The sequence below is a fragment of the Methylobacterium sp. D54C genome, assembly GCF_053345595.1.
Map to the genome: position 1 here is coordinate 340,376 of NZ_JBKFAK010000002.1, position 23,628 is coordinate 364,003.

The 23,628-nt window shown below is 70.1% G+C and carries 22 protein-coding genes and 2 tRNA genes; 14 read left to right on the forward strand and 10 right to left on the reverse strand.

Annotated features, from left to right (window positions below; translation table 11 throughout):
* Positions 1–24: 24 nt before the first annotated feature.
* Both ACLBYB_RS06950 and ACLBYB_RS06955 read right to left on the reverse strand, forming a co-directional pair.
* Complete coding sequence (locus ACLBYB_RS06950) at positions 25–1,251, reverse strand: glycerophosphodiester phosphodiesterase family protein (protein ID WP_447698330.1); 1,227 nt, start codon at positions 1,249–1,251, stop codon at positions 25–27.
* A 95-nt stretch (positions 1,252–1,346) separates the two neighbouring features.
* Positions 1,347–1,775 carry a cupin domain-containing protein gene (locus tag ACLBYB_RS06955; protein ID WP_447698331.1) on the reverse strand — a complete coding sequence of 143 codons (429 nt, stop codon included), beginning with the start codon at positions 1,773–1,775 and terminating at the stop codon, positions 1,347–1,349.
* 99 nt (positions 1,776–1,874) lie between these two features.
* Between ACLBYB_RS06955 and ACLBYB_RS06960 the strand changes: the two genes are divergently transcribed.
* Positions 1,875–2,498: a ribonuclease D gene (locus tag ACLBYB_RS06960; RefSeq protein ID WP_447680862.1), complete on the forward strand. Its 624-nt coding sequence runs from the start codon at positions 1,875–1,877 to the stop codon at positions 2,496–2,498.
* 164 nt (positions 2,499–2,662) lie between these two features.
* On the opposite strand, the gene ACLBYB_RS06965 is transcribed toward ACLBYB_RS06960, so the two are convergent.
* On the reverse strand, positions 2,663–3,301 hold the full coding sequence (locus ACLBYB_RS06965) for a VOC family protein (protein WP_447698332.1): 639 nt from the start codon (positions 3,299–3,301) through the stop codon (positions 2,663–2,665).
* Between the two features lie 218 nt (positions 3,302–3,519).
* Complete coding sequence (gene glnA, locus ACLBYB_RS06970) at positions 3,520–4,929, reverse strand: type I glutamate--ammonia ligase (protein WP_012322030.1); 1,410 nt, start codon at positions 4,927–4,929, stop codon at positions 3,520–3,522.
* Positions 4,930–5,261: 332 nt separating this feature from the next.
* On the opposite strand from glnA, the gene ACLBYB_RS06975 reads away from it, so the two are divergent.
* Positions 5,262–6,296 carry a glutamine synthetase beta-grasp domain-containing protein gene (locus ACLBYB_RS06975; RefSeq protein WP_012322031.1) on the forward strand — a complete coding sequence of 345 codons (1,035 nt, stop codon included), beginning with the start codon at positions 5,262–5,264 and terminating at the stop codon, positions 6,294–6,296.
* Between the two features lie 266 nt (positions 6,297–6,562).
* On the opposite strand, the gene ACLBYB_RS06980 is transcribed toward ACLBYB_RS06975, so the two are convergent.
* Both ACLBYB_RS06980 and ACLBYB_RS06985 read right to left on the reverse strand, forming a co-directional pair.
* On the reverse strand, positions 6,563–6,742 hold the full coding sequence (locus tag ACLBYB_RS06980) for a DUF2735 domain-containing protein (RefSeq protein WP_091926542.1): 180 nt from the start codon (positions 6,740–6,742) through the stop codon (positions 6,563–6,565).
* Positions 6,743–6,927: 185 nt separating this feature from the next.
* Positions 6,928–7,266 carry a P-II family nitrogen regulator gene (locus tag ACLBYB_RS06985; RefSeq protein ID WP_003600526.1) on the reverse strand — a complete coding sequence of 113 codons (339 nt, stop codon included), beginning with the start codon at positions 7,264–7,266 and terminating at the stop codon, positions 6,928–6,930.
* 194 nt (positions 7,267–7,460) lie between these two features.
* On the opposite strand from ACLBYB_RS06985, the gene ACLBYB_RS06990 reads away from it, so the two are divergent.
* Positions 7,461–8,963 (forward strand): NAD(P)H-hydrate dehydratase, encoded by a 1,503-nt coding sequence (locus ACLBYB_RS06990; RefSeq protein ID WP_447698333.1) that lies wholly within the window; start codon positions 7,461–7,463, stop codon positions 8,961–8,963.
* Between the two features lie 16 nt (positions 8,964–8,979).
* Here ACLBYB_RS06990 and ACLBYB_RS06995 read toward each other — a convergent pair whose 3' ends face one another.
* On the reverse strand, positions 8,980–10,482 hold the full coding sequence (locus ACLBYB_RS06995; protein WP_447698334.1) for a multicopper oxidase family protein: 1,503 nt from the start codon (positions 10,480–10,482) through the stop codon (positions 8,980–8,982).
* A gap of 148 nt (positions 10,483–10,630) precedes the next feature.
* On the opposite strand from ACLBYB_RS06995, the gene ACLBYB_RS07000 reads away from it, so the two are divergent.
* The 10 genes from ACLBYB_RS07000 (at position 10,631) to ACLBYB_RS07045 (ending at position 19,460) form a co-directional block, all read left to right on the forward strand.
* Positions 10,631–10,715, forward strand: a tRNA-Leu gene (locus ACLBYB_RS07000).
* Between the two features lie 131 nt (positions 10,716–10,846).
* Entirely contained in the window at positions 10,847–12,280 is a 1,434-nt protein-coding gene (gene tig, locus ACLBYB_RS07005; protein WP_447680865.1) for a trigger factor, read from the forward strand.
* 126 nt (positions 12,281–12,406) lie between these two features.
* Positions 12,407–13,033, forward strand: a complete 627-nt coding sequence (locus tag ACLBYB_RS07010; RefSeq protein ID WP_012322036.1) for an ATP-dependent Clp protease proteolytic subunit — start codon at positions 12,407–12,409, stop codon at positions 13,031–13,033.
* A gap of 184 nt (positions 13,034–13,217) precedes the next feature.
* Entirely contained in the window at positions 13,218–14,489 is a 1,272-nt protein-coding gene (gene clpX, locus ACLBYB_RS07015) for an ATP-dependent Clp protease ATP-binding subunit ClpX (RefSeq protein WP_020090762.1), read from the forward strand.
* A gap of 246 nt (positions 14,490–14,735) precedes the next feature.
* A complete protein-coding gene (lon, locus tag ACLBYB_RS07020) occupies positions 14,736–17,162 on the forward strand; it encodes an endopeptidase La (RefSeq protein WP_447698335.1) in 2,427 nt (808 codons plus the stop codon).
* Positions 17,163–17,244: 82 nt separating this feature from the next.
* Positions 17,245–17,964: an aspartate/glutamate racemase family protein gene (locus tag ACLBYB_RS07025; RefSeq protein WP_447698336.1), complete on the forward strand. Its 720-nt coding sequence runs from the start codon at positions 17,245–17,247 to the stop codon at positions 17,962–17,964.
* Positions 17,965–18,025: 61 nt separating this feature from the next.
* Positions 18,026–18,101, forward strand: a tRNA-Val gene (locus ACLBYB_RS07030).
* A gap of 357 nt (positions 18,102–18,458) precedes the next feature.
* Positions 18,459–18,680, forward strand: a complete 222-nt coding sequence (locus ACLBYB_RS07035) for a hypothetical protein (protein ID WP_331299404.1) — start codon at positions 18,459–18,461, stop codon at positions 18,678–18,680.
* Between the two features lie 77 nt (positions 18,681–18,757).
* Positions 18,758–19,066 (forward strand): hypothetical protein, encoded by a 309-nt coding sequence (locus ACLBYB_RS07040; protein ID WP_447698337.1) that lies wholly within the window; start codon positions 18,758–18,760, stop codon positions 19,064–19,066.
* A gap of 148 nt (positions 19,067–19,214) precedes the next feature.
* Positions 19,215–19,460, forward strand: a complete 246-nt coding sequence (locus tag ACLBYB_RS07045; RefSeq protein ID WP_447698338.1) for a hypothetical protein — start codon at positions 19,215–19,217, stop codon at positions 19,458–19,460.
* Positions 19,461–19,906: 446 nt separating this feature from the next.
* On the opposite strand, the gene ACLBYB_RS07050 is transcribed toward ACLBYB_RS07045, so the two are convergent.
* Complete coding sequence (locus ACLBYB_RS07050) at positions 19,907–20,224, reverse strand: GCG_CRPN prefix-to-repeats domain-containing protein (protein ID WP_170855074.1); 318 nt, start codon at positions 20,222–20,224, stop codon at positions 19,907–19,909.
* Positions 20,225–20,588: 364 nt separating this feature from the next.
* Between ACLBYB_RS07050 and ACLBYB_RS07055 the strand changes: the two genes are divergently transcribed.
* Positions 20,589–21,551, forward strand: coding sequence for a phytanoyl-CoA dioxygenase family protein (locus ACLBYB_RS07055; RefSeq protein WP_447680871.1), 963 nt, complete (start codon positions 20,589–20,591; stop codon positions 21,549–21,551).
* A 36-nt stretch (positions 21,552–21,587) separates the two neighbouring features.
* Here ACLBYB_RS07055 and ACLBYB_RS07060 read toward each other — a convergent pair whose 3' ends face one another.
* Positions 21,588–22,511, reverse strand: a complete 924-nt coding sequence (locus tag ACLBYB_RS07060) for an alpha/beta fold hydrolase (RefSeq protein ID WP_447698339.1) — start codon at positions 22,509–22,511, stop codon at positions 21,588–21,590.
* A complete protein-coding gene (locus ACLBYB_RS07065; RefSeq protein ID WP_447698340.1) occupies positions 22,512–23,525 on the reverse strand; it encodes an SDR family oxidoreductase in 1,014 nt (337 codons plus the stop codon).
* Between the last annotated feature and the right edge of the window lie 103 nt (positions 23,526–23,628).

A 23,628-nucleotide genomic window follows, 5' to 3' on the forward strand; every position in this document is an offset into this window, starting at 1 on the left:
CTCTGGGCCGACTGAGCGGCGGCGCTACGGGGCGCCGACGCAGTTGGCGTAGAAGGTCGTGGTCGCGGGCCAGTCGGAGAAGACCCCCAGCACGCCCACCTGCCCGTGCAGAACGTCGAGCAGCCGCAGGATGTCGCCGTCGCCGGTGACCACCGGCTTGATCGACTGGTAATAGTACCCGCCGCCGCCCTTCAGGGGGCCCGAGCGCTCCAGCGACCACGCGATCAGCCCCAGCCCGGCCGCCTTGGCCTCCCGGGCGTAGGTCGAGGGCTCGATCGTCCCGTCCGGGCCCGGCCGGACCAGCATCCACAGCGGCGGCGCCAGGATCTTCACGCCCTTCCGGGCGAGCTCGGCCATGCCGGGCTGCCATGTGGCGGGCTTCTCCGGGTCGAAGCCCTTCGCGGTCTCGTCCCGGTCGTCGAGGAAGATCGCCTGGCGGCCGAATTCCGGATCCTTCTCCAACCAGTAGAGGATGTCGCGGAGCTGGAAGCTCTGCGGGTAGACGTCGGAGGCCGGGATCCCGGCCTCCCGGTACTCGTCGACCAGCTGCTGGGCGTACATGTCCTGCGTGTAGGTGCCCTGGAACGGCATCGGGACCTGGGGCGCCTTCAGCTCGGGGGTGAATTTCCGCCCCATCCCCTTCACCAGCGCGATGTACTCCTTATGCGACATCAGCGTGCCGGTGCCGGCGTAGAGGTCGGTGCGCCAGCGCGGCGTGGCGTTCATGTAGGCCGCCACCGTGGTGGCGTCCGGGTCGGACGCGTCCATCTTCCCGTTCAGCGACTTGAATTCGTCCAGCGTCAGGTCGCTGGTGCAGCACTTGGCCGAGGCCTTCCGCCCGGTGGCCGGGTCGGCCGGCGTGAAGCCCTGCGTGCACTTCGCCGCGAGCTCGGGCCGGGCGAGGATGTCGGTGGTCGTGTGCAGGTCGCACTGGCTGTGGCGGCAGACGAGCTGGCGGTCCTTGGTGAAGGCCACGTCGCACTCGATGATCCCGGCGCCCATCCGGTACGCGGCGAGCAGGCCCTCCCGGGTGTGTTCGGGGAACATCAGCGGCGCGCCGCGGTGCGAGATCGAGAAGGTCCGGGGCGTGTAGGTCCGGTCGACGCCGCAGGCGGCGAGCCTGTCCTTGAGCGGGCCGGGCTTCAGCTGGTCGACGAGATAGAAGGGCCGGGGGCCGAGCTGGGCGGCCTCGCCGGCGAGCGCGGGGCCCGCTCCCAGAAGCAGCCCCAGCCCCAACATGATCGCACGCATCGCGAACCTCCCGTTTCGGGCCGCCGGTAGAGGGGGACGGTGACAGGGGCGTGACCCCGCACGCCCCGGCGCGCCGCCGCCATGATAGCGGCGGATCATCCGCGCGGCGTCGGCCGCCAGTCGGGCGGCGCCATCTCGAAGCCGGCGAAGTCGAAGCCCGGCGAGACCGTGCAGCCGACGAGCGTCCAGGCGCCCAGGCTGGTGGCGGTCTGCCAGTGGCCGGCCGGCACGACGCATTGCGGGCGCTGCCCGGCGGCGAGGTCCGGCCCGAGATGCCGGGCCTCGGCGTCGTGCCCGTTGGGGCTCGTGGTGATCACCAGCGGCGCGCCGGCGTGCCAGTGCCAGATCTCGGTGGCGTCGACCCGGTGCCACGCCGAGACCTCGCCGAGGTCGAGCAGGAAGTAGATCGCGGTGCCGACCGAACGGCCGTCGACGGTCCGTGGATCGCGGAACGTCTCGCGGTAATGGCCGCCCTCCGGATGGGGATTCAACCCCAGGGTCGCGATCACCTCGGCTGCCGTCATGTCCAGCTCCCTGTCGGTCCCGGCCGCGCGGATCGTCCGCGGCTTGCCGGCACTTGGCACCGATGCTACCGGCCGAAAACCCCGCAAGGTCCGAGAACGATGCCGAGCCCGACCGTACGTCTCCACCGCGGCGACCTGCCCGCCACCTACGACGCGGGGCGGGCGGTGGCCATCGACACCGAGACGCTCGGTCTCAACCCGCATCGGGACCGCCTCTGCGTTGTGCAGCTCTCCACCGGCGACGGCACGGCCGACGTGGTGCAGATCCCGCAGGACGGGCCGGAGCCGGTCGTGCTCAAGCGGGTCCTAGCCGATCCCGGCATCCTGAAGATCTTCCACTTCGCGCGGTTCGACGTGGCGGTCCTGTACAGGGCCCTCGGCGTGATGCCGAGCCCGGTCTACTGCACCAAGATCGCCTCGAAGCTCGCGCGCACCTACACGGATCGCCACGGGCTGAAGGACGTGGTCCGCGAGCTGGTCGGCGTCGACCTGTCGAAGCAGCAGCAATCCTCGGACTGGGGCGCCGAGACCCTGTCGCAGGCCCAGCTCGACTACGCGGCCTCGGACGTCCTCCACCTCCACGCGGCCCGGGAGCGGCTCGACGCGATGCTGGCCCGGGAGGGTCGCACCGACCTCGCGGCCGCCTGCTTCGGCTTCCTGCCGACGCGGGCGCGCCTCGACCTCGACGGCTGGCCCGAGACCGACATCTTCGCGCACACCTGATCGTCAGGCGGGGCCTGCACACTTCCTGTGCGGAGTGAGACTTTCCTGTCACCGCACCGCGATAAGTCGCTGGTAGGTTGTGGCTGCCTGGGCTTCCGAGTCCCGGCCAGGCCCTCCTCGCCGGTCGCCCACCCGATCAGGCCGGCGAGGAGGGTCCGTCGCCCTCAGGTCAGGGTCCGCGGGCCCGACGGCGTGCTGATCCGGGCGGTCCAGCGCGAGCCCGGGCCGGACACAACCTGCGGTGGAGCGACGAGGCCCAGCGCCGCGTGAAGCCCCGCGACGGCGGCGGGATCCGGATCCGTCAGGACGAGCGCCTCCAGACCGGCGCCGAGATCCGGCATCGTCGCGGCGGGATTGCCGCGCGGTCCCCACGCCATCGCGCAGGGCGCGGCCCCGTCCGCCGGCCACGCCCCGCCCGGGGGCACCGCGAAGCGCCAGGACAGGTCGCCCCGGGTCATCGTCGCCGCCGCGCCGAGGAGCGCGCTGTGCGCGGCGAGGAGGCCGTCGAGATCGTCCGCGCGGGCGACGAAGCCGCGCAGCCGCCGGCCCGAATCCCAGTCGGCCCGCACCCGCGCCGCGTCGCCGAGGCCGAACCAGCGGGCGCCCGACGGCGGCGGCGCCTCCGGATCGACGGCGATCACCTCCAGGAACAGGGCGTCGCCGAGGCGCAGCAGGTGGTTGCGCGTGCCCATCTCGCGGTGGCGACCGCCCTCGGGCATGGCGAGGCCGAGGCAGTCCCGCACATGGGCCACGCCCTCCGCGAGGTCGGGCGCGACGACGACGAGGTGGTCGAGGGTGAGCATCGTTCGGGCTCCGTGCGCGCGGGCACCTATGCAGCCGGCCGCCGGGCATGCCCGGGACCGCACCGGTCCCGACCCGGTCTCGGCGCTCACGGGCTGCCTCGGGTGAGGCGGCGAGGGGTAACGTCTGAGCGTCCCCAAGAAAAAGGCCGGGGCCCCGCGAGAGGCCCCGGCCCGGGAGTGCGTGCCGGGCCGGGCCTCGTGCCCGGCCGGCTCTCACATCACAGCGAGTAGTACTGCACGAACTCGATCGGGTGCGGTGTCATCTCGTAGCGCAGGACCTCGGTCATCTTCAGCTCGATGAACGAGTCGATCTGGTCGTCCGAGAACACGCCGCCCTCCTTGAGGAAGGCCCGGTCCTTGTCGAGGCTGTTCAGGGCCTCCCGGAGCGACCCGCACACGGTCGGGATCTTCTTCAGCTCCCGCGGCGGCAGCTCGTACAGGTCCTTGTCCATGGCCGGGCCCGGGTCGATCTTGTTCCGGATGCCGTCGAGGCCGGCCATCAGCAGCGCCGAGAAGGCGAGGTAGGGGTTCGCCATCGGGTCGGGGAAGCGGACCTCGACGCGCTTGGCCTTCGGGCTCTTGGTCCACGGGATGCGGCAGGAGGCCGAGCGGTTGCGCGCCGAGTAGGCGAGCAGCACCGGCGCCTCGTAGCCCGGCACCAGGCGCTTGTACGAGTTGGTCGACGGGTTGGTGAAGGCGTTCAGCGCCTTGGCGTGCTTGATGATGCCACCGATGTACCAGAGGCACTCCTGGGACAGGCCGGCATACTTGTCGCCCGCGAAGACCGGCTTGCCGTCCTTCCAGATCGACTGGTGGACGTGCATCCCTGAGCCGTTGTCGCCGTAGACGGGCTTGGGCATGAAGGTCGCGGACTTGCCGTAGCTCTGCGCGACGTTGTGGATGCAGTACTTGTAGATCTGCATGTGGTCGGCGAGCAGGGTCAGCGTATCGAACTTCATGCCGAGCTCGTGCTGGGCCGAGGCCACCTCGTGGTGGTGCTTCTCGACCTTCACGCCCATGGACTGCATGGCCGCGAGCATCTCGCCGCGCATGTCCTGCGCCGAATCCTGCGGCGGGACCGGGAAGTAGCCGCCCTTGGTCTGGACCCGGTGGCCGAGGTTGCCGCCCTCGTAGTCGGTGAAGCCGTTGGTCGGCAGCTCGGTGGAGTCGAGCTCGAAGCCCGTGCGGTACGGGTCGGCGCCGAACTTCACGTCGTCGAACACGAAGAACTCGGCCTCGGGGCCGACGTAGATCGTGTCGCCGATGCCGGTCTGCTGCAGGTAGGCCTCGGCGCGCTTGGCGGTGCCGCGCGGGTCACGGCCGTAGGGCTCGCCGGTGGCCGGCTCCAGCACGTCGCAGACGATCGACATGGTCGCGGCCGAGAAGAACGGGTCCAGCGTGGCGGTGACGGGATCCGGCATCAGCAGCATGTCGGACTCGTTGATCGCCTTCCAGCCGGCGATCGAGGAGCCGTCGAACATGGTGCCCTCGTCGAAGATCTCCTCGTCGATGAGCGACACGTCGAACGTGACGTGCTGCCACTTGCCGCGCGGGTCGGTGAACCGGAAGTCCACGTAACGCACGTCGTTGTCCCGGATCGTCTTCAGCACCTCGGCCGCAGTCGTCATCGTGGGCATCCTCCAGGGATCTCTGAATCGGCTCTCGTGGCGCACCCGCACGCGGTCGCGCGCCGGCAAGCGGCGCTTGATATCCGGCGCGGGCGTGCCTTGCCACCCGCCGGGCAGCGGAATCGGCCGACGGATGAAACGATCGGCCCGTTCGCGCACCCGATCTCGCAACCGTGATCGGCAGCTCCGTTTCTAGGGCACCGTTGTTCGCCGGCAATGGCCTTCCTGGCACGATCCATGCAATTGCGGCCGCAGCCGTCGACGAGGCGGCAAGCCGTTCGCGTCTTCCCGGGTTGCCCAGGTCGCGCATCGATACGGACGAGAGAACCGGAATGACCAAATACAAGCTCGAGTACATATGGCTCGACGGGTACACGCCGACCCCGAACCTCCGCGGTAAGACGCAGATCAAGGAATTCGACAGCTTCCCGACCCTCGAGCAGCTCCCGATGTGGGGCTTCGACGGCTCGTCCACCAAGCAGGCCGAGGGCGGCAGCTCCGACTGCATGCTGAAGCCCGTGCGCCACTTCCCCGACCCGGCCCGCAAGAACGGCGTGCTGGTGATGTGCGAAGTGATGATGCCGGACGGCGTGACCCCGCACGAGTCCAACAAGCGCGCCACCATCCTGGACGATGCCGGCGCCTGGTTCGGCTTCGAGCAGGAGTACTTCCTGTACAAGGACGGCCGCCCGCTCGGCTTCCCGGCCTCCGGCTACCCGGCGCCGCAGGGCCCGTACTACACCGGCGTCGGCTACTCGAACGTCGGCGACGTCGCCCGCAAGATCGTCGAGGAGCACCTCGACCTCTGCCTCGACGCCGGCATCAACCACGAGGGCATCAACGCCGAGGTGGCCAAGGGCCAGTGGGAGTTCCAGATCTTCGGCAAGGGCTCCAAGAAGGCCGCCGACGAGATGTGGATGGCCCGCTACCTCCTGCAGCGCCTCTGCGAGAAGTACGGCATCGACGTCGAGTACCACTGCAAGCCGCTCGGCGACACCGACTGGAACGGGTCGGGCATGCACTGCAACTTCTCGACCGCGTTCATGCGCGAGCACGGCGGCAAGGCCTACTTCGAGAAGCTCATGGAGGCGTTCAAGAACGCCCGCGAGGAGCACATCGCCGTCTACGGTCCGGACAACCACATGCGCCTGACCGGCAAGCACGAGACCGCCTCGATCCACGAGTTCTCGTACGGCGTGGCCGACCGCGGCGCCTCGATTCGCGTGCCGCACTCCTTCGTGAACAACGGCTACAAGGGCTACTTGGAGGACCGCCGCCCGAACTCGCAGGGCGACCCCTACCAGATCGCCTCGCAGGTGCTGAAGACGATCGCTTCCGTGCCGACCGAGGCCGCTGCAGCCGCGTAAGACGCGGAGCTTCGACAGACGATGCGAAGCCGGGCCCTCGGGTCCGGCTTCGCCGTTTCCGGGGTAACGGGCTTCCGATCTACCCCGTCCTGGGGGTTGGAGCGCGGCGCAGGCCTCGACGGAGGCCTCGGGGGATCGCGCGGACCGCCGGGCGCCCTCTCGAGGCCCGCTGGCGTGGGCACGTCAGGATGAGTGGGTCGGGTGAGGGAGCCCGTCGGGCCTGCTCGACGGCCGCAGGGGCGCCATCGCTCCCGAATTCCCCCGCCTCAGGACCGCCGCGGGCGCTCGTCCTCGCGGATGGCGGCCTCGTGGTACCACGCGCCTCCGCCGAAGCTCGGCACGGGCGCGGGCTTCGCCTCCGGAGCCGCCCGGGCGGTCTCGCGCGCGCGTCGGAACGCGGACAGATCGTAGATCTTGGCGGTCTCGCGCGGGTCCGTGGCGGCCATCGCACTTCCTCCTGCATCCGGTTTAAGCGGCCGGTCGGGCCGGCCGTTCCCGATGATGTGGGGTGCGGGAGGCGGCGCTCCAGGGCCGGAGGCGCCGATGCCGGACATTCGCGCAGTGCGAAATCTTAGGCAGTGTCGCGCGGAGCGCGGCCGCCGGCGGTCTCACGACCGCGGGCGGGCTCGGGTCAGATCGCGTCCGTGCCGGTCTCGCCGGTGCGGATGCGGATCGCCTCCTCGATCGTCGAGACGAAGATTTTGCCGTCGCCGATGCGCCCGGTCTGGGCCGACTTGCGGATCGCCTCCACGGCGCCCTCGACCAGGGCGTCGGACAGGACGATCTCGAGCTTCACCTTGGGCAGGAAGTCGACCACGTACTCGGCGCCCCGGTAGAGCTCCGTATGGCCCTTCTGACGGCCGAACCCCTTCGCCTCGATGACGGTGATGCCCTGGAGGCCGACCTCCTGGAGCGCCTCCTTCACCTCGTCGAGCTTGAAAGGCTTGATGATCGCTTCGATCTTCTTCATGCCGCTCGGGCCTGCGCTGCGGTGCCTGGCATTTCTAACATCCTCGTGACGCCTTCGCCACGCCGTTTTCGCGGCGCGTCCGACCATAGTGCCTATTTGCTGTGCGATGCACGCACATCCTTAGAGCGCTTCACCGGAATCTGGCGCGATTTTAGTCAGGGCTGATCGGTGCACGGGCAGAGGCGGAGACGGATATGCGGTTGCTGACGGTCGCGGCAATGAGGCGGGTCGATGCCGCGGCAATCGAGGGCGGCGTGCCGGGCCTGACGCTGATGGAAGCGGCCGGGGCCGCCGTGGCCGGGCGCGCCCGGGCGAGGCTCCCGGCCGGTGGCCGCGTCGTCGTGCTGTGCGGGCCGGGCAACAACGGCGGCGACGGCTTCGTGGCCGCGCGCCTGCTGGCCGAAGCCGGCTACGCGGTCGAGCTCCTCTGCCTCGGCGCGGTGTCGGCGCTGACGGGGGACGCCGCGCTCGCGGCCGCGGCCTGGACGGGGCCGGTGCGCCCGGCCGAGGGCGGCGCGCTGCCGTCCGGCGACCTCGTGATCGACGCGCTGTTCGGCGCCGGCCTGTCGCGCGACCTCGACGGCGCCGCCCGCGCGCTCGTGGAGGCGGTGAATGAGACCGGGATGCCGGTGCTCGCCGTCGACGTGCCGAGCGGGGTCGACGGCGATACCGGCGCGGTGCGCGGCGCCGCCATCCGGGCAGTGGAGACCGTGACCTTCGTGACCTTCAAGCCCGGGCACCTGCTCCAGCCAGGGCGGGGCCTGTGCGGCCAGCTCAGCCTCGCCGATATCGGAACCGGCCCGGCGGCGCTGGAGGCGGGCCTGGCCGCCGGCGCGCCCCTCGACCGGAACGGGCCCGACCTGTGGGGCCGGGACTTCCCGCGCCTCACCGGCGCGAGCCACAAGTACACCCGCGGCCACGCCCTGGTCCTGTCCGGGCCGGCAACCAAGACCGGCGCCGCCCGGCTCGCCGCCCGCGCCGCCCTGCGGGTCGGGGCCGGGCTCGTCACCGTCGCGTCCCCGACCGCCGCGCTGCCCGAGAACGCCGCCCACCTCACAGCGATCATGCTGCGGCCCTGCGAGAGCGCCGACGACCTCGACGACCTGCTCACCGACGAGCGGCTGAACGTGATCCTGGCCGGACCCGGGCTCGGCACCGGCGAGCCGACCCGGGAGCGCGTGGCCGTGGCGGCCGCGGCCGGGCGCGGCCTCGTCCTCGACGCCGACGCGCTGACGAGCTTCGCCGGGAAGGCGCCGCTGCTCGCCGCCCATCTCGCCGACGGGGACGCGCGGGCCGTGCTGACCCCGCATGCCGGCGAGTTCGCACGGCTCTTCGACGGGACGGACGCGATGGCCGAGGGCACCGACAAGGTCGCCCGGGCCCGCGCGGCGGCCGCGCTCACCGGCGCCGTGGTGGTCTTCAAGGGGGCCGACACGGTGATCGCGGCCCCCGACGGCCGCGCGGCCATCAACGACCACGGCAGCCCCTATCTCGGGACGGCCGGGTCCGGGGACGTGCTCGGCGGCCTGATCGCCGGCCTGCTCGCGCAGGGCATGGAGCCCTTCGCGGCCGCCGCGGCCGGCGTCTGGCTTCACGGGGATGCGGGCCTGCGCCACGGGCCGGGCCTTATCGCCGAGGACATCCCCGAGCTGATGCCGGCGGTCTTGCGCGACCTCGTCGCGTCGACCGGGAGCTGACCCGGCGGCTGACCGCTCAGGTGACCTCGAACATCGTCCAGAGGCCGGTGTCGAACCGTTCCAGCACCGTGGCGCTGATCAGCCAACGCCCCGGATTGTCCGCCAGGAAGCCGATCCGGGCCGTCCGCCCCTCCAGGAGCTGGAACGTGTCGAGCCAGTAGGGCTCCCAGCCGTCGTCCAGGGGATGGAGCAGGCGGAAGCAGTGGCCGTGCAGGTGCAGGGCCTGCGGGAAGGCGGTCTCGTTGCGTAGGGCCAGCACCACCACCTGCCCGCGCTTCACCGAGAAGATCGGCGCGAGGCCGGCGGTGCCGCTCGCGCCGTTCACCGACCAGATCTTCTGCGGGTCGCCCGTGTAGACCGGATCGGGCGCGGGGCCGTCCTTGGCTCCGTCCTTCACTCCGTCCTTGCCCTTCGGCACGAAGGCGCCGCCGGTGATCACCACGTCGCGGCGCAGGGCGTTCTGGAGCTTGATCTCGGCCGGCAGGCGCTTGTTCTCGCCGATCGGCCCGATCGGGGGCCGCTTCTCGGTGATCCGGGCGCCCTTGGTGACGACGCTCGCCAGGACCAAGCCCTTGCCGATCAGCGCGTGGATCTCGCAGGTGGCGCCTTCCTCCTCCGGCAGGTCGACGAGCAGGTCGTAGCGGGTGCCCGGCGGGAAGGGCAGGGTCGCCCGCAGGGGCTCGAACGTGTCGGTGGGCTGGCCGTCGACCGCCGCCACGTAGACCTTCACGCCCTCGAACTTGATGCGCGTTGCCCGGGCGTTGCAGGCATTGCCGAGACGCAGGCGGATTCGGGAGCCGGGCCTCGCCTCGAAGGCGCCCGGCACCGGCTTGCCGTTGACGGTCACGAGGTTGCCGAGGCGCCCGTGCGCGGCCGCGAGCGCCGTCTGCCCGAACGGCATGAGGGTGCCGTCGTCCTGGAGCCGCCAGTCCTGCAGCACGACGCTGACGTCGGCGTCGACCGCGGGCGGGTTCGTCTCCTCGACGACCAGCATGCCCGCGAGGCCCCGGCCCGACGGCTCGCTCGCCCCGCCGACGACTAGGGGCCGGATCAGGTAGGAGCCGGCATCCGGCGGCGTGAAAGTGTAGAGGAAGTCGCTGCCCGGCGGGATCGGCGCCTGGGTCACGCCGCCGACGCCGTCCATGGCGTTGACGTTGCGCACCCCGTGCCAGTGGAGCGACAGCGGCTTGTCGGTCCGGTTCTCGACCTTGAGGCGCAACGCCTGCCCGAGCTTCACCCGGACCACGGGCGGCAGGGCCTTGCCGTCGAAGCACCAGACCGCCGTCTCGGGTGCGGGGTCCGGCCGGAACCGGGCCTTGCCGGGCGCCGCCGGCAGGGCCGCCGGCGCGGCCGCGGGTTCCGGCTGGACGGGCGCGGATATCCCAGGCGCGGCGGCCGGCGCCTGGGCCCGCGCGGCCTCCGGCGCGAGCCCGAAGGCCGCCGCGGCGGCGAGCAGGGTTCGGCGCGACGGCGTGCCGGCGCGCGAATCGGTCGGCGGCACGGTGCGGGATGGCGGCATGGGATCTCGGCTGCGGCTCGCGACGGACCCGCTCCTTAGCGGCGCGCGGGCTCCCGCGCCACAGGGGCAAGTTTTTTGCTGCGGGCCCGCCGGCCCATGCTATAGGGCGCGCTTCCGGCGGCCGGCGATGCGCCGGATGTCGGCGCGCGCGGGCGTGGCGGAACTGGTAGACGCGCTGGATTTAGGTTCCAGTGTCGCAAGACGTGGGGGTTCGAGCCCCTCCGCCCGCACCAGGACCTCTGCTGAGGTTGCGGTCCCCTCGGGACCCTCCGCCCCGTACCCGACATCTCGGCATCCCGGTCCGCGCGAGCACGACGCCGGCCCGGCCGGCGAACCCAGGTTTCTTTGAAGAGCGACGACGACGATGCAGGTGACCGAGATCAACGCCCAGGGGCTGAAGCGCGAGTTTCAGGTTCTGCTGGCCGCCCAGGAACTCGAGGAGCGCCTGACCAACGAGCTGTCCGGCATGAAGGACAAGGTGCAGCTCAAGGGCTTCCGTCCCGGCAAGGTGCCGGTCGCGCACCTGCGCAAGGTCTACGGCCGCTCCGTGATGGCCGAGGTGGTGCAGAACGCCGTCAACGAGGCGAACCGCCAGATCGTCACCGATAACGGCCTCAAGCTCGCCCTGGAGCCGCAGGTCGAGTTCCCGACCGATCAGGCCGAGGTCGAGAAGGCGCTCGACGCCAAGGGCGACCTCGCCTTCAAGGTCGCCCTCGAGGTGATGCCGAGCTTCGAGCTCGCCGACCTCTCCGACGTCAGCCTGACCAAGCTCGTCGCCAAGCCCGCCGACGCCGAGGTCGACGAGGCCCTGGAGCGCATGGCCGGCCAGAGCCGTCCGTTCACCGAGCGCGAGGAGGGCGCCGAGGCCCAGAGCGGCGACCGCGTCACCATCGACTTCGTCGGCCGCATCGACGGCGAGGAGTTCCAGGGCGGCAAGGGCGAGGGCATCGACCTGGAGCTCGGCTCCGGCTCGTTCATCCCGGGCTTCGAGGAGCAGCTCGTCGGCGCCAAGGTCGGCGACAAGCGCCTCGTGAAGGTCACCTTCCCGGCCGAGTACGGGGCCGAGCACCTCGCCGGCAAGGACGCCGAGTTCGACGTGACCGTCACGAAGATCCAGGCGGCGGGCGAGGCGAAGATCGATGACGAGCTCGCCAAGTCCATGGGCATGGAGTCGCTGGAGAAGCTCCGCGAGGCCGTGTCCGAGGCGATCGGCCGGGATTTCGAGGCCGCCTCGCGCCGCCGGCTCAAGAAGGAGCTCCTCGACGCGCTGGACGGCAAGTACGCCTTCGAGCTGCCCCCGTCGCTGGTGGCCCAGGAATTCGCCGCCGTCTGGGCCCAGGTCGAGCAGGACCTCAAGACCCGCGGCAAGACCTTCGAGGACGAGGACACCACCGAGGAGAAGGCCCAGGCCGAGTACCGGAAGATCGCGGAACGGCGCGTCCGTCTCGGTCTCGTGCTTGCGCAGGTCGGCGAGAGCGCCGATATCAAGGTCTCGGACGAGGAGGTGAACCAGGCCCTCATCGCCCGGGTCCGGCAGTTCCCGGGCCAGGAGCAGCAGGTCTGGGACTTCTACCGGAAGAATGCGCAGGCGCTCGCGGAACTCCGCGCGCCCCTGTTCGAGGAGAAGGTCGTCGACCACGTCCTCGGGCAGGTCAAGCTCGTCGAGGAGCCCGTCTCGAAAGAGGCGCTTTTCGCGGACGAAGATGACGACGACACGACCGGCGGCAAGCCGGCAGACAAGGCCGAGGCCAAGGGCGAGTCCAAGACCGACGCCAAGTCCGAAGCCAAGGCCGACTGAGTCCCGCTCTGTCCCAGGACGGCGGGCAAGGGTTAGGCGATGGTTAAGCATCGCCGGTGTTCGCTGACATGCCCGGGGCTGCCCTGATTCGCGGCAGCCCCGGGCCTCACTCCGGGGCAGGATGAGATGAGAGATCCGATCGACGTCTACAACAACGCGCTCGTGCCGATGGTCGTCGAGCAGTCGAGCCGCGGCGAGCGCGCCTTCGACATCTACTCCCGCCTGCTCCGCGAGCGCATCATCTTCCTCACCGGCCCCGTGGAGGATTACGGCGCGTCGCTGATCGTGGCGCAGCTGCTCTTCCTCGAGGCGGAGAACCCGAAGAAGGAAATCTCCTTCTACATCAACTCCCCCGGCGGCGTGGTCACCTCGGGCCTGTCGATCTACGACACGATGCAGTTCATCCGCTGCCCGGTGACGACCCTCTGCGTCGGCCAGGCCGCCTCGATGGGCTCCCTGCTGCTCACCGCCGGCGAGCCGGGCCACCGCTTCGCCCTGCCGAACGCCCGGATCATGGTTCACCAGCCGTCCGGCGGATTCCAGGGTCAGGCGACCGACATCCTGATCCACGCCCGCGAGATCGAGGCGCTGAAGCGGCGCCTGAACGAGATCTACGTGAAGCACACCGGCCGCGACTACGACACGATCCACACGGCGCTGGAGCGCGACAACTTCATGACCGCCGACGCGGCCAAGGAGTTCGGGCTCATCGACGAGGTGATCGAGAAGCGTCCCGAGCCGGCGGCCGCCTGACCGGCCCGCATCGCCTGACCGCCGCGGCGCGGCCTTGATCCCGCCGCGGCAGCGTGTTTGCATCGAGGTTCGGGCCCTTCGGTCAAAGGCGCGCAGCACACTGTTTCTTTAAACGGGCCCCCTACATTCATGCGATGCGCGTCCGCCCCTTGCCGGCGGCGGACGCGAGGAATCGGAGACCGATATGAGCAAGACTGGCGGCAACGACTCGAAGAGCACGCTGTATTGCTCGTTCTGCGGCAAGAGCCAGCACGAGGTCCGCAAGCTGATCGCCGGCCCCACGGTGTTCATCTGCGACGAGTGCGTCGAGCTGTGCATGGACATCATCCGCGAGGAGTCGAAATCCTCGCTGGTGAAGAGCCGCGACGGCGTGCCGACGCCCAAGGAGATCCGCCGCGTCCTCGACGACTACGTCATCGGCCAGGACTTCGCCAAGAAGGTCCTCTCGGTCGCGGTGCACAACCACTACAAGCGGCTCGCCCACGCGACGAAGCACAACGACGTCGAGCTGGCCAAGTCCAACATCATGCTGATCGGGCCGACCGGCTCGGGCAAGACCCTGCTCGCGCAGACGCTGGCCCGGATCCTCGACGTGCCGTTCACCATGGCGGACGCCACGACGCTGACCGAGGCCGGCTACGTCGGTGAGGACGTCGAGAACATCATCCTCAAGCTGCTCCAGGCCTCGGACTACAACGTCGAGCGGGCGCAGCGCGGCATCGTCTACATCGACGAGATCGACAAGATCTCGCGCAAGTCCGACAACCCGTCGATCACCCGCGACGTGTCGGGCGAGGGCGTGCAGCAGGCGCTCCTGAAGATCATGGAGGGCACGGTCGCCTCCGTCCCGCCGCAGGGCGGAAGGAAGCACCCGCAGCAGGAATTCCTGCAGGTCGACACCACCAACATCCTGTTCATCTGCGGCGGCGCCTTCGCGGGGCTGGAGCGGATCATCTCCCAGCGCGGCAAGGGCACCTCGATCGGCTTCGGCGCGACCGTGCAGGCCCCGGACGACCGCCGCACCGGCGAGATCTTCCGCTCGGTCGAGCCGGAGGACCTGCTGAAGTTCGGCCTCATCCCCGAGTTCGTCGGCCGTCTGCCGGTCCTGGCGACGCTGGAGGACCTCGACGAGGCCGCGCTGAAGAAGATCCTGCAGGAGCCGAAGAATGCCCTGGTCAAGCAGTACCAGCGGCTGTTCGAGATGGAGAACGTCGACCTGACGTTCCAGGACGAGGCGCTGTCGCTCGTCGCCCGCAAGGCGATCGAGCGCAAGACCGGCGCCCGCGGCCTGCGCTCCATCCTGGAGACGATCCTGCTCGACACGATGTACGACCTGCCGGGCCTCGAGTCCGTGGAGCAGGTGGTCATCGGTCCGGAGGTGGTGGAGGGCAAATCGCGCCCCCTCTACATCCACGGCGACCGCAACAAGGACACGCCCGCGAGCGTCAGCGCGTAGGCACTCGGCAGGGTTGCATCAGGCGCCCGGCCCAGGCCGGGCGCGCTGCGGGGATCGCCTTGAAAACGCGCTTCCTCGCAGCCACCTCAGGCTCAGCGCGGTGGCCGCACGCTCCTTCGAGGTCCGGTCCGCGTCGCCAGCCGCAAAGTTAGCGAAATCCGACCCTCGCGGCCCGGTCGGCACCCGGCTGTAGGCGCGCTCCGTGCATGGGGGCGCCGAACCTGGGCGTCCCTGAGAGGAAGTCACATGTCACAGTCGAAATCGCGCCAGCCGGTGGTCCCGGGTTCGACGGGCTCCTACGCCGTCCTCCCCCTGCGCGACATCGTCGTCTTCCCGCACATGATCGTGCCCCTGTTCGTGGGCCGCGAGAAGTCGATCCGCGCCCTCGAGGAGGCCGTCCGCACCGACCGCCACATCCTGCTCGCCACCCAGATCAACGCGGGCGACGACGACCCGGCGACCGACGCCATCTACAAGATCGGCACGCTCGCCTCGGTGCTCCAGTTGCTGAAGCTGCCCGACGGCACCGTGAAGGTGCTGGTCGAGGGTGTCGGCCGCGCCAAGGTCGTCGACTTCACCCGCTCGGATGAGTTCTACGAGGCGACCGCCGAGGCGCTCCACGACGAGCTCGGCGACCGCGTCGAGGCCGAGGCGCTCGCGCGCTCCGTGCTCTCGGAGTTCGAGAACTACGTCAAGCTGAACAAGAAGATCTCTCCCGAGGTCGTCTCCGCCGTGACCCAGATCGACGAGCCGTCGAAGCTCGCCGACACGATCGGCTCGCACCTGCTCGTCAAGATCTCCGACAAGCAGGGCATCCTGGAGACCCCCACGGTGGCGCCGCGCCTCGAGCGCGTGCTGTCGCTGATGGAGAGCGAGATCTCCGTGCTCCAGGTGGAGAAGCGCATCCGGACCCGCGTCAAGCGGCAGATGGAGAAGACCCAGCGCGAGTACTACCTGAACGAGCAGATGAAGGCGATCCAGAAGGAGCTGGGCGACTCCGAGGACGGCCGCGACGAGCTGGCCGAGCTGGAAGAGAAGATCGAGAAGACCAAGCTCTCCAAGGAGGCCCGCGACAAGGCGACGGCCGAGCTGAAGAAGCTGCGCCAGATGTCGCCGATGTCGGCCGAGGCGACCGTCGTGCGCAACTACCTCGACTGGATGCTCGGCATCCCGTGGGGCAAGCGCTCGAAGATCAAGAAGGACCTGCTCGGCGCTCAGGCGCTGCTCGACGAGGATCATTTCGGCCTCGACAAGGTCAAGGAGCGGATCGTCGAGTACCTCGCGGTGCAGCAGCGCGCGAACAAGCTCACCGGCCCGATCCTGTGCCTCGTCGGTCCTCCCGGTGTCGGCAAGACCTCGCTCGGCAAGTCCATTGCCAAGGCGACGGGTCGCGAGTTCGTCCGGATGTCGCTCGGCGGCGTGCGCGACGAGGCCGAGATCCGCGGTCACCGCCGGACCTATATCGGCTCGATGCCCGGCAAGATCGTGCAGTCGATGCGCAAGGCCAAGACCTCGAACCCGCTCATCCTGCTCGACGAGATCGACAAGATGGGCATGGACTTCCGCGGCGATCCGTCGGCGGCGCTCCTCGAGGTTCTCGACCCTGAGCAGAACAGCACCTTCAACGACCACTACCTGGAGGTGGATTACGACCTCTCGAACGTGATGTTCGTGACCACGGCCAACACCCTCAACATCCCGGGCCCGCTCATGGACCGGATGGAGGTGATCCGCATCGCCGGGTACACCGAGGAGGAGAAGGTCGAGATCGCGCGCAAGCACCTGATCCCGAACGCCCTGAAGAAGCACGGCCTCGGGACGCACGAGTGGTCGATCGACGACGATGGCTTGATGATGCTGGTCCGCCGCTACACGCGGGAGGCCGGCGTCCGCAACCTGGAGCGCGAGCTGTCCAACCTGATCCGCAAGGCGGTGAAGGAGATCCTGATCACCAAGACCAAGTCGGTCGCGGTGACCCCGGACACCCTTCCGGTCTTCCTCGGCCCGCCGAAGTTCCGCTACGGCGAGATCGACGCGGACGATCAGGTCGGCGTGGTGACGGGTCTGGCCTGGACCGAGGTCGGCGGCGAGTTGCTGACGATCGAGGGCGTCATGATGCCCGGCAAGGGCAAGATGACGGTCACCGGCAACCTGAAGGACGTGATGAAGGAGTCGATCTCGGCGGCGGCGAGCTACGTCCGCTCCCGGGCGATCGACTTCGGGATCGAGCCGCCGCTGTTCGACCGCCGCGACATCCACGTCCACGTTCCGGAAGGGGCGACCCCGAAGGACGGTCCGTCGGCCGGCATCGCCATGGCCACCGCGATCATCTCGACGCTCACCGGGATCCCGGTCCGCCGCGACGTCGCGATGACCGGCGAGGTGACGCTCCGCGGCCGGGTCCTGCCGATCGGCGGTCTGAAGGAGAAGCTGCTCGCCGCGCTGCGCGGCGGCATCAAGACGGTGCTGATCCCCGAGGAGAACGCCAAGGACATCGCCGAGGTGCCCGACAGCGTGAAGAACGGGCTGGAGATCGTGCCCGTGTCGCGGATGGATCAGGTGCTGGAGAAGGCGCTGGTCCGTCAGCCCGAGGCGATCGAGTGGGAGGAGCCGCTCCCGGTGGCGAAGCCCGCCCGGACCGAAGAGGACGGCGCCGCCTTCGTGGCGCACTGAGCCGCCCGATCGTTGAGACGAGCCCCCGGTGCCCCGAGCCCCGGGGGCTTTTTCATGCGCGGACGCGAGCGCGGAGGCCCGGATGCGCATCCTGCTGATCAACCCGAACACGAGTGCGCACGTCACCGATCTCGTCGCCGGCCATGTCCGCACTCAGCTCGGCGGCCGTGCGGAGCTGCGCGCCGTCACCGGCCGGTTCGGAGCCCGCTACATCGCGAGCCGGGCGGCGGCGGCGATCGCCGGCCACGCGGCCCTCGACGCTCTCGCGGAGCACGGCGCCGGCTGCGATGCGGTCTACCTGGCCTGCTTCGGTGATCCCGGCCTCCTCGCCCTGCGCGAGCTGTCGCGGGTACCTGTCATCGGCATGGCGGAAGCGGCCTGCCGCGAGGCCGCTGCGTCCGGTCGCTTCGGGATCGTCACCGGAGGCGCGGCCTGGGAGCCGATGCTGCGGGAGTTCGTGGCGGCGCTCGGCCTCGCCGACGCTCTCGCAGCCCTCCGCACGGTGGCTCCGAGCGGCGGCACCATCGCCCGTGACCCGGACGCGGCCTTGGAGATCCTCGCCGAAGCCTGCCGCGCCTGCGCGGGGGCCGGCGCCGAGTCGGTCATCCTGGGCGGTGCCGGTCTGGCCGGGCTCGCCGCGCGGATCGCTCCGCAGGTTCCCGTTCCGGTGATCTGCTCGGTCGAGGCGGGGACCCGCGCGGTTCTGGCCGCGGGCGCGTTCGGGCAGGCCCCGTCGAGGCCCGAACCTGTCGAAAGCATCGGCCTGACACCCGTGCTGGCGACGCGGCTCATCGATCCCTGATAAGGATCCGGGGTGCGGACCCTTGCACCGGACCGGGACCATGCCGTAACGGTCGCCAGCCGGGCGGTTAGCTCAGTTGGTAGAGCGTCTTCTTTACACGGAGAGGGTCGGGGGTTCGAGTCCCTCACCGCCCACCAAGATTGTTTCTCGTTTTCAGTTGTTTGCTGATGTGAGGCCGGCAAATTCCGGCCTCAACAGCCGTTCTGACGGCACCTTACGGCATCGTGGTTCCGGCTAGGCCGCGGCCCAAAGGAGAGGACGTGAAGCCGCCGCCGGCAGTCGACGGCTCGAGCGCCTCGGACATCTTCTGGCCGTCGCGCCTGCGCTGCTGCGCCTCCACGGCCCGGTCCTAGGACACGCCGAACCGAGCTGGTGCGCCTCAAGGACGAGATGAAGGCGCTGGAAAAGGTCTCCGTCCAGAAGAAACGCGGGATCCAGTTCGAGCGGCAGGCTGCCCGCTGACCGGCTTGGCGGAGCGTGCTAACCTAAGCCGCATGCCCCGCTGGCTTCAATTCGCCCTCGGCCTCGTCACGCTGATCGCGCTCGCCGCGGGCATCGTGCGTACGCTCGTGCGTCACATGCCGGACGCGGTCGCATCGTGGCTCGGGCCGTGGGCTTACGAGGCGTTGATCCTGCTGCTGGCCGTCAGCGTCGTGGCGATCATCGTGCGGGCCGCCCAGGGTTATCGCTCTCCTCGATCTGATAAGGTGCGGTAATGCTCCCCCGGCTCGCGATCCTCCTCCCTTTGCTCGTCTCCACGGTCGCGCACGCTGCGGGCCCCGGAGCCAGGGCGGTGGGCACCTTCGAGCACCAGGAGGACGGCTACGAGCAGGGCGTCGAGGTGAAGGCAGCGGGCGCAGCCAGCTTCACGGCCCGGTTCTCAACGGGAACCAAGGGCTGCGGCGGTGAGGTGACGATGAAAGGGCGGCCGACCGGACCCGACACGGTCGTCTTCAGCAAAACCGAAGGTGGGCAAACCTGTCGGATCACCGCCCGCTACGCTTCGGATTTCCGGTCCGTCGTCTTGGAAGAACAGGGCTGCACGATGTGGCACGGCGCCTCGTGTGAGTTCCAAGGGACGTTGAAGCGAACGGGTCGCTAGCTGCCCCGCCACGATGCGGCGCGCCTGTGGAGGCGCCGATAAATCTGGCGAGGGCGAATATCAGTACTAGGACACAATTAGAGAGTGGGCCTGTTGCAAAAACAGGAGGATCTTCGGATGCTTCGCCCTGATTCGAGGGCGGGCTCGCGTGTCGATGGCGTTCAATCAGATTTTATTCTCGATTTTTGTGTATCTAGGTGCCGCCATTTGCGGAGCAGTGGCGGGTGCAATACTGGGTTTTCTCGTCGGTGCTTGGTATGTTGACATCATGAAGGTAACTCAGCGCGAAGGCACGGCCGGCTATATGGTCGTTTTGCTTTTCACACCAATCGGGGCGGCCTTGGGAGCCGTTGCTGCCCTCGTCGCGCTGGTCATTCGTCGTCACTATTATTGAAGAGTTCAATCAGGCATTGTCGGGCGCCAACGCGCCCTGGCTGAACTGCCGCGCGCACTGCGCCACACCTTCGCGACGGGGGGCATGAGGGCGGGCGTGCCGTTCGGCAAGGTTGCTCGAGCGCTCGGCACCAACGGGCAGGTCGTGGAGCAGGTTTATGGCCACCACCTCCCGGAGCATCTGCGCGGCGTTGTGGAGACCGTGTCGCGCGACGCTCGGTCGTAGGGCACAGGAGGTATCCGAGGAACAGGCTCGGAACAGGTCTCCGGATATTCTTCGGAGACCTGTTCCGACAGGACCTCGCGAGGCCCGCTTCGTCTTTCCCCTGTGCCGTCGCTCTACGGCCTGGGAACGCCGATTCTTCCACGGAGAGGGTCAGGAGTTCGAGTCCCTCACCGCCCGCCAGCGCTCCGGCGCCGGCCTCCGTCGACGGTGAGGACGGGCGGCTACCGGTAGCCGCCGTTCGGCAGCCGTCCGTGATACGGCGTGTTGCGGCAATGGCCCCACGGTCCGCGCCAGTAGCCGGGCGGGCAGCCGTTCCCCGCTCGCACCTGATACCAGCCGCCGGGCAGCGGACCGACATAGGGCGTGCTGCGGCAGTGGCCCCAGGGGCCGCGCCAGGCGCCCGGCCCACATCCCCCCGCCACGAGCGTGATCGGCGCCGCGAGGCCCGGATCGGCCACGACCGGCATCGCCTGCGCGGCCGAGACCGGCAGCGCCGCCAGGGCTACGGCCGCGGCAGCTTTCGTTAAGATATTCATCATCACTCTCCGGGAAATCGGTCCGTATTGATCGCCCCGATCTTTCACAGAACTCATCAATACCCCCCGCAGATGCATTAAATATCGGCCATGAAAGAAATTGGTTCCGGAAATGCGAGCAATCCGATGCATTGGCGCGGCGCTTCCGCGCCGGCATCGCCCGTCAGCGGGAGCGCCGCTGGCGGCCGGCAGCCGCGTCCGGCCCCGGAAAGAGCTGCAACCGGAAATCTCAACCGGAGGTGGTTCATGATGAAGCTGAAGGCAAATGCCTGAGGCTGTGACGCTCAGTCATACCTAAGAATCGGTACTGTAAGCCTCGGAATAGACGTGGGCATCCTCGCGGAATCACTTCGAAGCGGAGGGTGCGATGCCAGTCACGATTCCGGATCGCCTGGGGCTCGGCGTCGCCGATGCCGGGAACGGCCTCTCCGCCCGCGCGGCCGAGGCACGGTCGCGGCTCGTCCGCTGGATCGTGGGTAATCGTGCGCAGGCGCGCGTCCCGACGCGGATCTTGACCGACGACGAGATCGCCGCGTTCCGGCGCGACGGGTTCGTCACCGTCCCGGCGATCACCACCGCAGAGGAGCTCGACACCCTGCGCGGCGCCTATGACCGTCTGTTCGAGGAGGCGCGGGGCTGGAAGGACGGGAGCCTATTCGACCTCGTCGACGTCGACCGCGGCGCCAGCGAGGCGCGCTCGCCCCAGCTCCTCAACCCGTCCCGCTTCGAGCCTCTGCTCCGGGACATCCTGTTCCGGGCCAACGCCCTGGCCATGTCGCGCCAGCTCCTGGGGAATCGCGCGGCGCTCGTCTTCGAGCACGCGATCCGCAAGCCGCCGAAGATCGGCGCCGCCACCGCGTGGCACCAGGACGAGGCGTTCTACGCCGCCTACACGAATTACCGGGCGATCACGGTCTGGATGCCCCTGCAGGACGTCTCGCCGGAGAACGGCTGCATGCTCTACGTCCCGGGCAGCCACCGGGAGCCGCTCCTCCCCCATCGCAGCATCGGCGGCGACCCGCGGATCCACGGGCTCGAGGCCCTCGGCGTTCCGGTGGAGCGCGCGGTCCCGTGTCCGCTCCCGGCGGGCGGCGCCACCTTCCACGATTGCCGGACCCTGCACTGCGCCGGGCCGAATCTCAGCGCCGGACCGCGGCGCGCCTACGCCCTCGGCTTCGGGGTCCGCGCGCCGGAGCACACGCTCCGCCACGAGCATCCCTGGAACGCCGAGAAGCGCACGCTGCGGCAGGAGCGCGAGCGGCAGGCCCGCGGCGGGCTGGCCCGGTTGAAGGCGGGCGCCAAGCAGCAGATCAAGGCGCTCATCCGCTGAGGGAGGCCCCGCCCGCGGGGCTCGTGACCGGGTCCGTCAGGCCTCCGACCGCACCGCCAGGGCCGCGCGCACGACCGCGTCGGTCTGCAGGTGGTGCAGCATGTGGCCGGCCCCCGGAAGGGACTCGAACCGCGCCCCCGGGATCAGGCCGGCCGCGCGCCGGGCGTGCAACTCGGTGTTCACCACCAGGTCGGCGCTGCCGCCCAGGATACGGGTGGGCCGGCGCAGGGACGGGTAGCCGAGGACGCTGCGCGCGAGCCCCGGCCAGAGCCAGCCCGCATCCTCGCCCTCGGCGGTGATCTGTGCCGGGCGACCCGCGAGGGCGAAGGGGAAGTCCCGCGCGAAGCGCGCCGGCATCGCCTCGGGGAAGAACATCGCGTTCCACAGGAGCGGGAGTAGCGCCCGGTCGCTGCTGGCGCCCAGGAACGCCGACAGCGCGTCGCCGCCGAAGGGCAGCGCCCGCGGCCCGAACAGCACCTGCTCCAGCCGCGGCTCGGGGAAGCAGATCGGCGCGAGGGCGACGATGCCGGCCACCTCGTCCGGATGGAGCATGCCGTAGGCGAGGGCGACGGCGCCCCCGAACGAGTGGCCCAGGATGACCGGGCGCTCCAGGCCGAGGCGCCGCACCGCCTCCCGGATGGACGCCGCCTGGTCCCAGATGTCGGCGCCCCCGCCGCGCGGCCGGCGGCTGAAGCCGTGGCCCGGGCGGTCGACGGCGACCACGCGGAAATGCTCGGCCAGAGCCGGCACGGGCCCGAGCCAGACGTCCTCCAGGCACATCAGCGTGCCGTGGATCGCCACGAGGTCCGGCCCGGCGCCGGTCTCCGCGTAGGCGATCGTCCGGTCGTCGGCCAGGGACACGATCCGGCGCGGCACGATCCGGGGATCGGCCTCGGGGCCGGTCCCGGCCTCCCGCGCCGGTCGGACGGGGCCGGGTAGGGTCTCCGTCGCGACAGCCACTTACAGGCGCCGCCGGCGCCCGGACGAGGTGCCGAGCACCGCGAAGGCCGTGGCCGCGCCGACGCCGAGCAGGCCCGCCGCCGCCGCGAGGGGGTGCAGGGTCGCGCGGGTATAGGCGCTGGTCCGCATGACCGGGACGGGCGGGTCGCCCCGCGTCTCGCCCGCTGAGACCGGCGCGTGCAGGGCGCCGTCCGGGTTGCGGGGCGCACTCCGGCGCTTCTGGAGCGCGATGATGGCCGGGCCGAGATAGTCGTAGGCGCCGGGCGCGAATTCCTTGCCGGCCACGAAGGCCTTGCCGGCCCCGCCCACGAAGATGTCGCGCTGCGGGTGGACGGCTGCGTGCAGGATGGCGTTCGCCACCTCCTCCGGCGGGTAGATCGGCGGCGGCAGGCTCGGCTCGCGGTCCATGTAGTTGCGCGCCCGCTGGGGCAGGGGGGTGTCGATCGAGGCCGGCTTGATCAGCGTCACCGAGATCGGCGCGTTCTCGTCCATCAGCTCCATGCGCAGGGCGTCGGTGAAGCCCTTCACGGCGTGCTTCGAGGCCGCGTACATGCCCTGGAACGGGAAGGCGAGGTCGGAGGCGATGCTGCCGACGTTGATGAGGGCACCGCCGTGTTGGCGCAGGTGCTCGGTCGCCACGAGGGAGCCGTAGACGGTCCCCCAGAAATTCGTCTGGATCAGGCGCTCGTGGTCGGCGTCGCTGATCTCGCGCAACCGGCCGTAGATCGAGCCGCCGGCCACGTTCACCCAGGTGTCGAAGCCGCCGAAGGTCGCCTCAGCCCGGTCGGCGACGGCCTGCACGTCGGCCCGCCGGCCGACATCGGCGACGACGTCGATCGCCTTGCCGCCGACACCCTCGATCTCGGCGCGGACGCGCGCCAGGGCGTCGCCGCTGCGGGCCGCCAGCACCACCCGGGCGCCGCGCTCGGCCGCCATCCGCGCCGTGGCGAGGCCGATGCCCGACGAGGCGCCGGTGATCACGATGACCTGCTCGCGGAGCGGCTTGTGCTTCATGCGGTGTCCCCGACGCTGCGGCGCGGCCGCACGGGAGCGGCCACACGCTAGGCTATCGATCGGGGCGGCCGCATGTTCCGGGCGCGGCTGCGGGTGATCGGGT

Excerpts from the sequence above, each read along its gene's own strand:
- tig (WP_447680865.1), top strand. The coding sequence starts at position 10,847 with ATGCAGGTGACCGAGATCAACGCCCAGGGGCTGAAGCGCGAGTTTCAG.
- ACLBYB_RS07025 (WP_447698336.1), top strand. The coding sequence starts at position 17,245 with ATGCGCATCCTGCTGATCAACCCGAACACGAGTGCGCACGTCACCGAT.
- ACLBYB_RS06965 (WP_447698332.1), bottom strand. The coding sequence starts at position 3,301 with ATGCTCACCCTCGACCACCTCGTCGTCGTCGCGCCCGACCTCGCGGAG.
- ACLBYB_RS06985 (WP_003600526.1), bottom strand. The coding sequence starts at position 7,266 with ATGAAGAAGATCGAAGCGATCATCAAGCCTTTCAAGCTCGACGAGGTG.
- ACLBYB_RS07065 (WP_447698340.1), bottom strand. The coding sequence starts at position 23,525 with ATGAAGCACAAGCCGCTCCGCGAGCAGGTCATCGTGATCACCGGCGCC.
- ACLBYB_RS06950 (WP_447698330.1), bottom strand. The coding sequence starts at position 1,251 with ATGCGTGCGATCATGTTGGGGCTGGGGCTGCTTCTGGGAGCGGGCCCC.
- ACLBYB_RS07050 (WP_170855074.1), bottom strand. The coding sequence starts at position 20,224 with ATGATGAATATCTTAACGAAAGCTGCCGCGGCCGTAGCCCTGGCGGCG.
- ACLBYB_RS06975 (WP_012322031.1), top strand. The coding sequence starts at position 5,262 with ATGACCAAATACAAGCTCGAGTACATATGGCTCGACGGGTACACGCCG.
- ACLBYB_RS06960 (WP_447680862.1), top strand. The coding sequence starts at position 1,875 with ATGCCGAGCCCGACCGTACGTCTCCACCGCGGCGACCTGCCCGCCACC.
- ACLBYB_RS07055 (WP_447680871.1), top strand. The coding sequence starts at position 20,589 with ATGCCAGTCACGATTCCGGATCGCCTGGGGCTCGGCGTCGCCGATGCC.
- ACLBYB_RS06955 (WP_447698331.1), bottom strand. The coding sequence starts at position 1,775 with ATGACGGCAGCCGAGGTGATCGCGACCCTGGGGTTGAATCCCCATCCG.
- ACLBYB_RS06990 (WP_447698333.1), top strand. The coding sequence starts at position 7,461 with ATGCGGTTGCTGACGGTCGCGGCAATGAGGCGGGTCGATGCCGCGGCA.
- ACLBYB_RS06995 (WP_447698334.1), bottom strand. The coding sequence starts at position 10,482 with ATGCCGCCATCCCGCACCGTGCCGCCGACCGATTCGCGCGCCGGCACG.
- clpX (WP_020090762.1), top strand. The coding sequence starts at position 13,218 with ATGAGCAAGACTGGCGGCAACGACTCGAAGAGCACGCTGTATTGCTCG.
- glnA (WP_012322030.1), bottom strand. The coding sequence starts at position 4,929 with ATGACGACTGCGGCCGAGGTGCTGAAGACGATCCGGGACAACGACGTG.
- ACLBYB_RS07010 (WP_012322036.1), top strand. The coding sequence starts at position 12,407 with ATGAGAGATCCGATCGACGTCTACAACAACGCGCTCGTGCCGATGGTC.
- ACLBYB_RS06980 (WP_091926542.1), bottom strand. The coding sequence starts at position 6,742 with ATGGCCGCCACGGACCCGCGCGAGACCGCCAAGATCTACGATCTGTCC.
- lon (WP_447698335.1), top strand. The coding sequence starts at position 14,736 with ATGTCACAGTCGAAATCGCGCCAGCCGGTGGTCCCGGGTTCGACGGGC.
- ACLBYB_RS07035 (WP_331299404.1), top strand. The coding sequence starts at position 18,459 with ATGCCCCGCTGGCTTCAATTCGCCCTCGGCCTCGTCACGCTGATCGCG.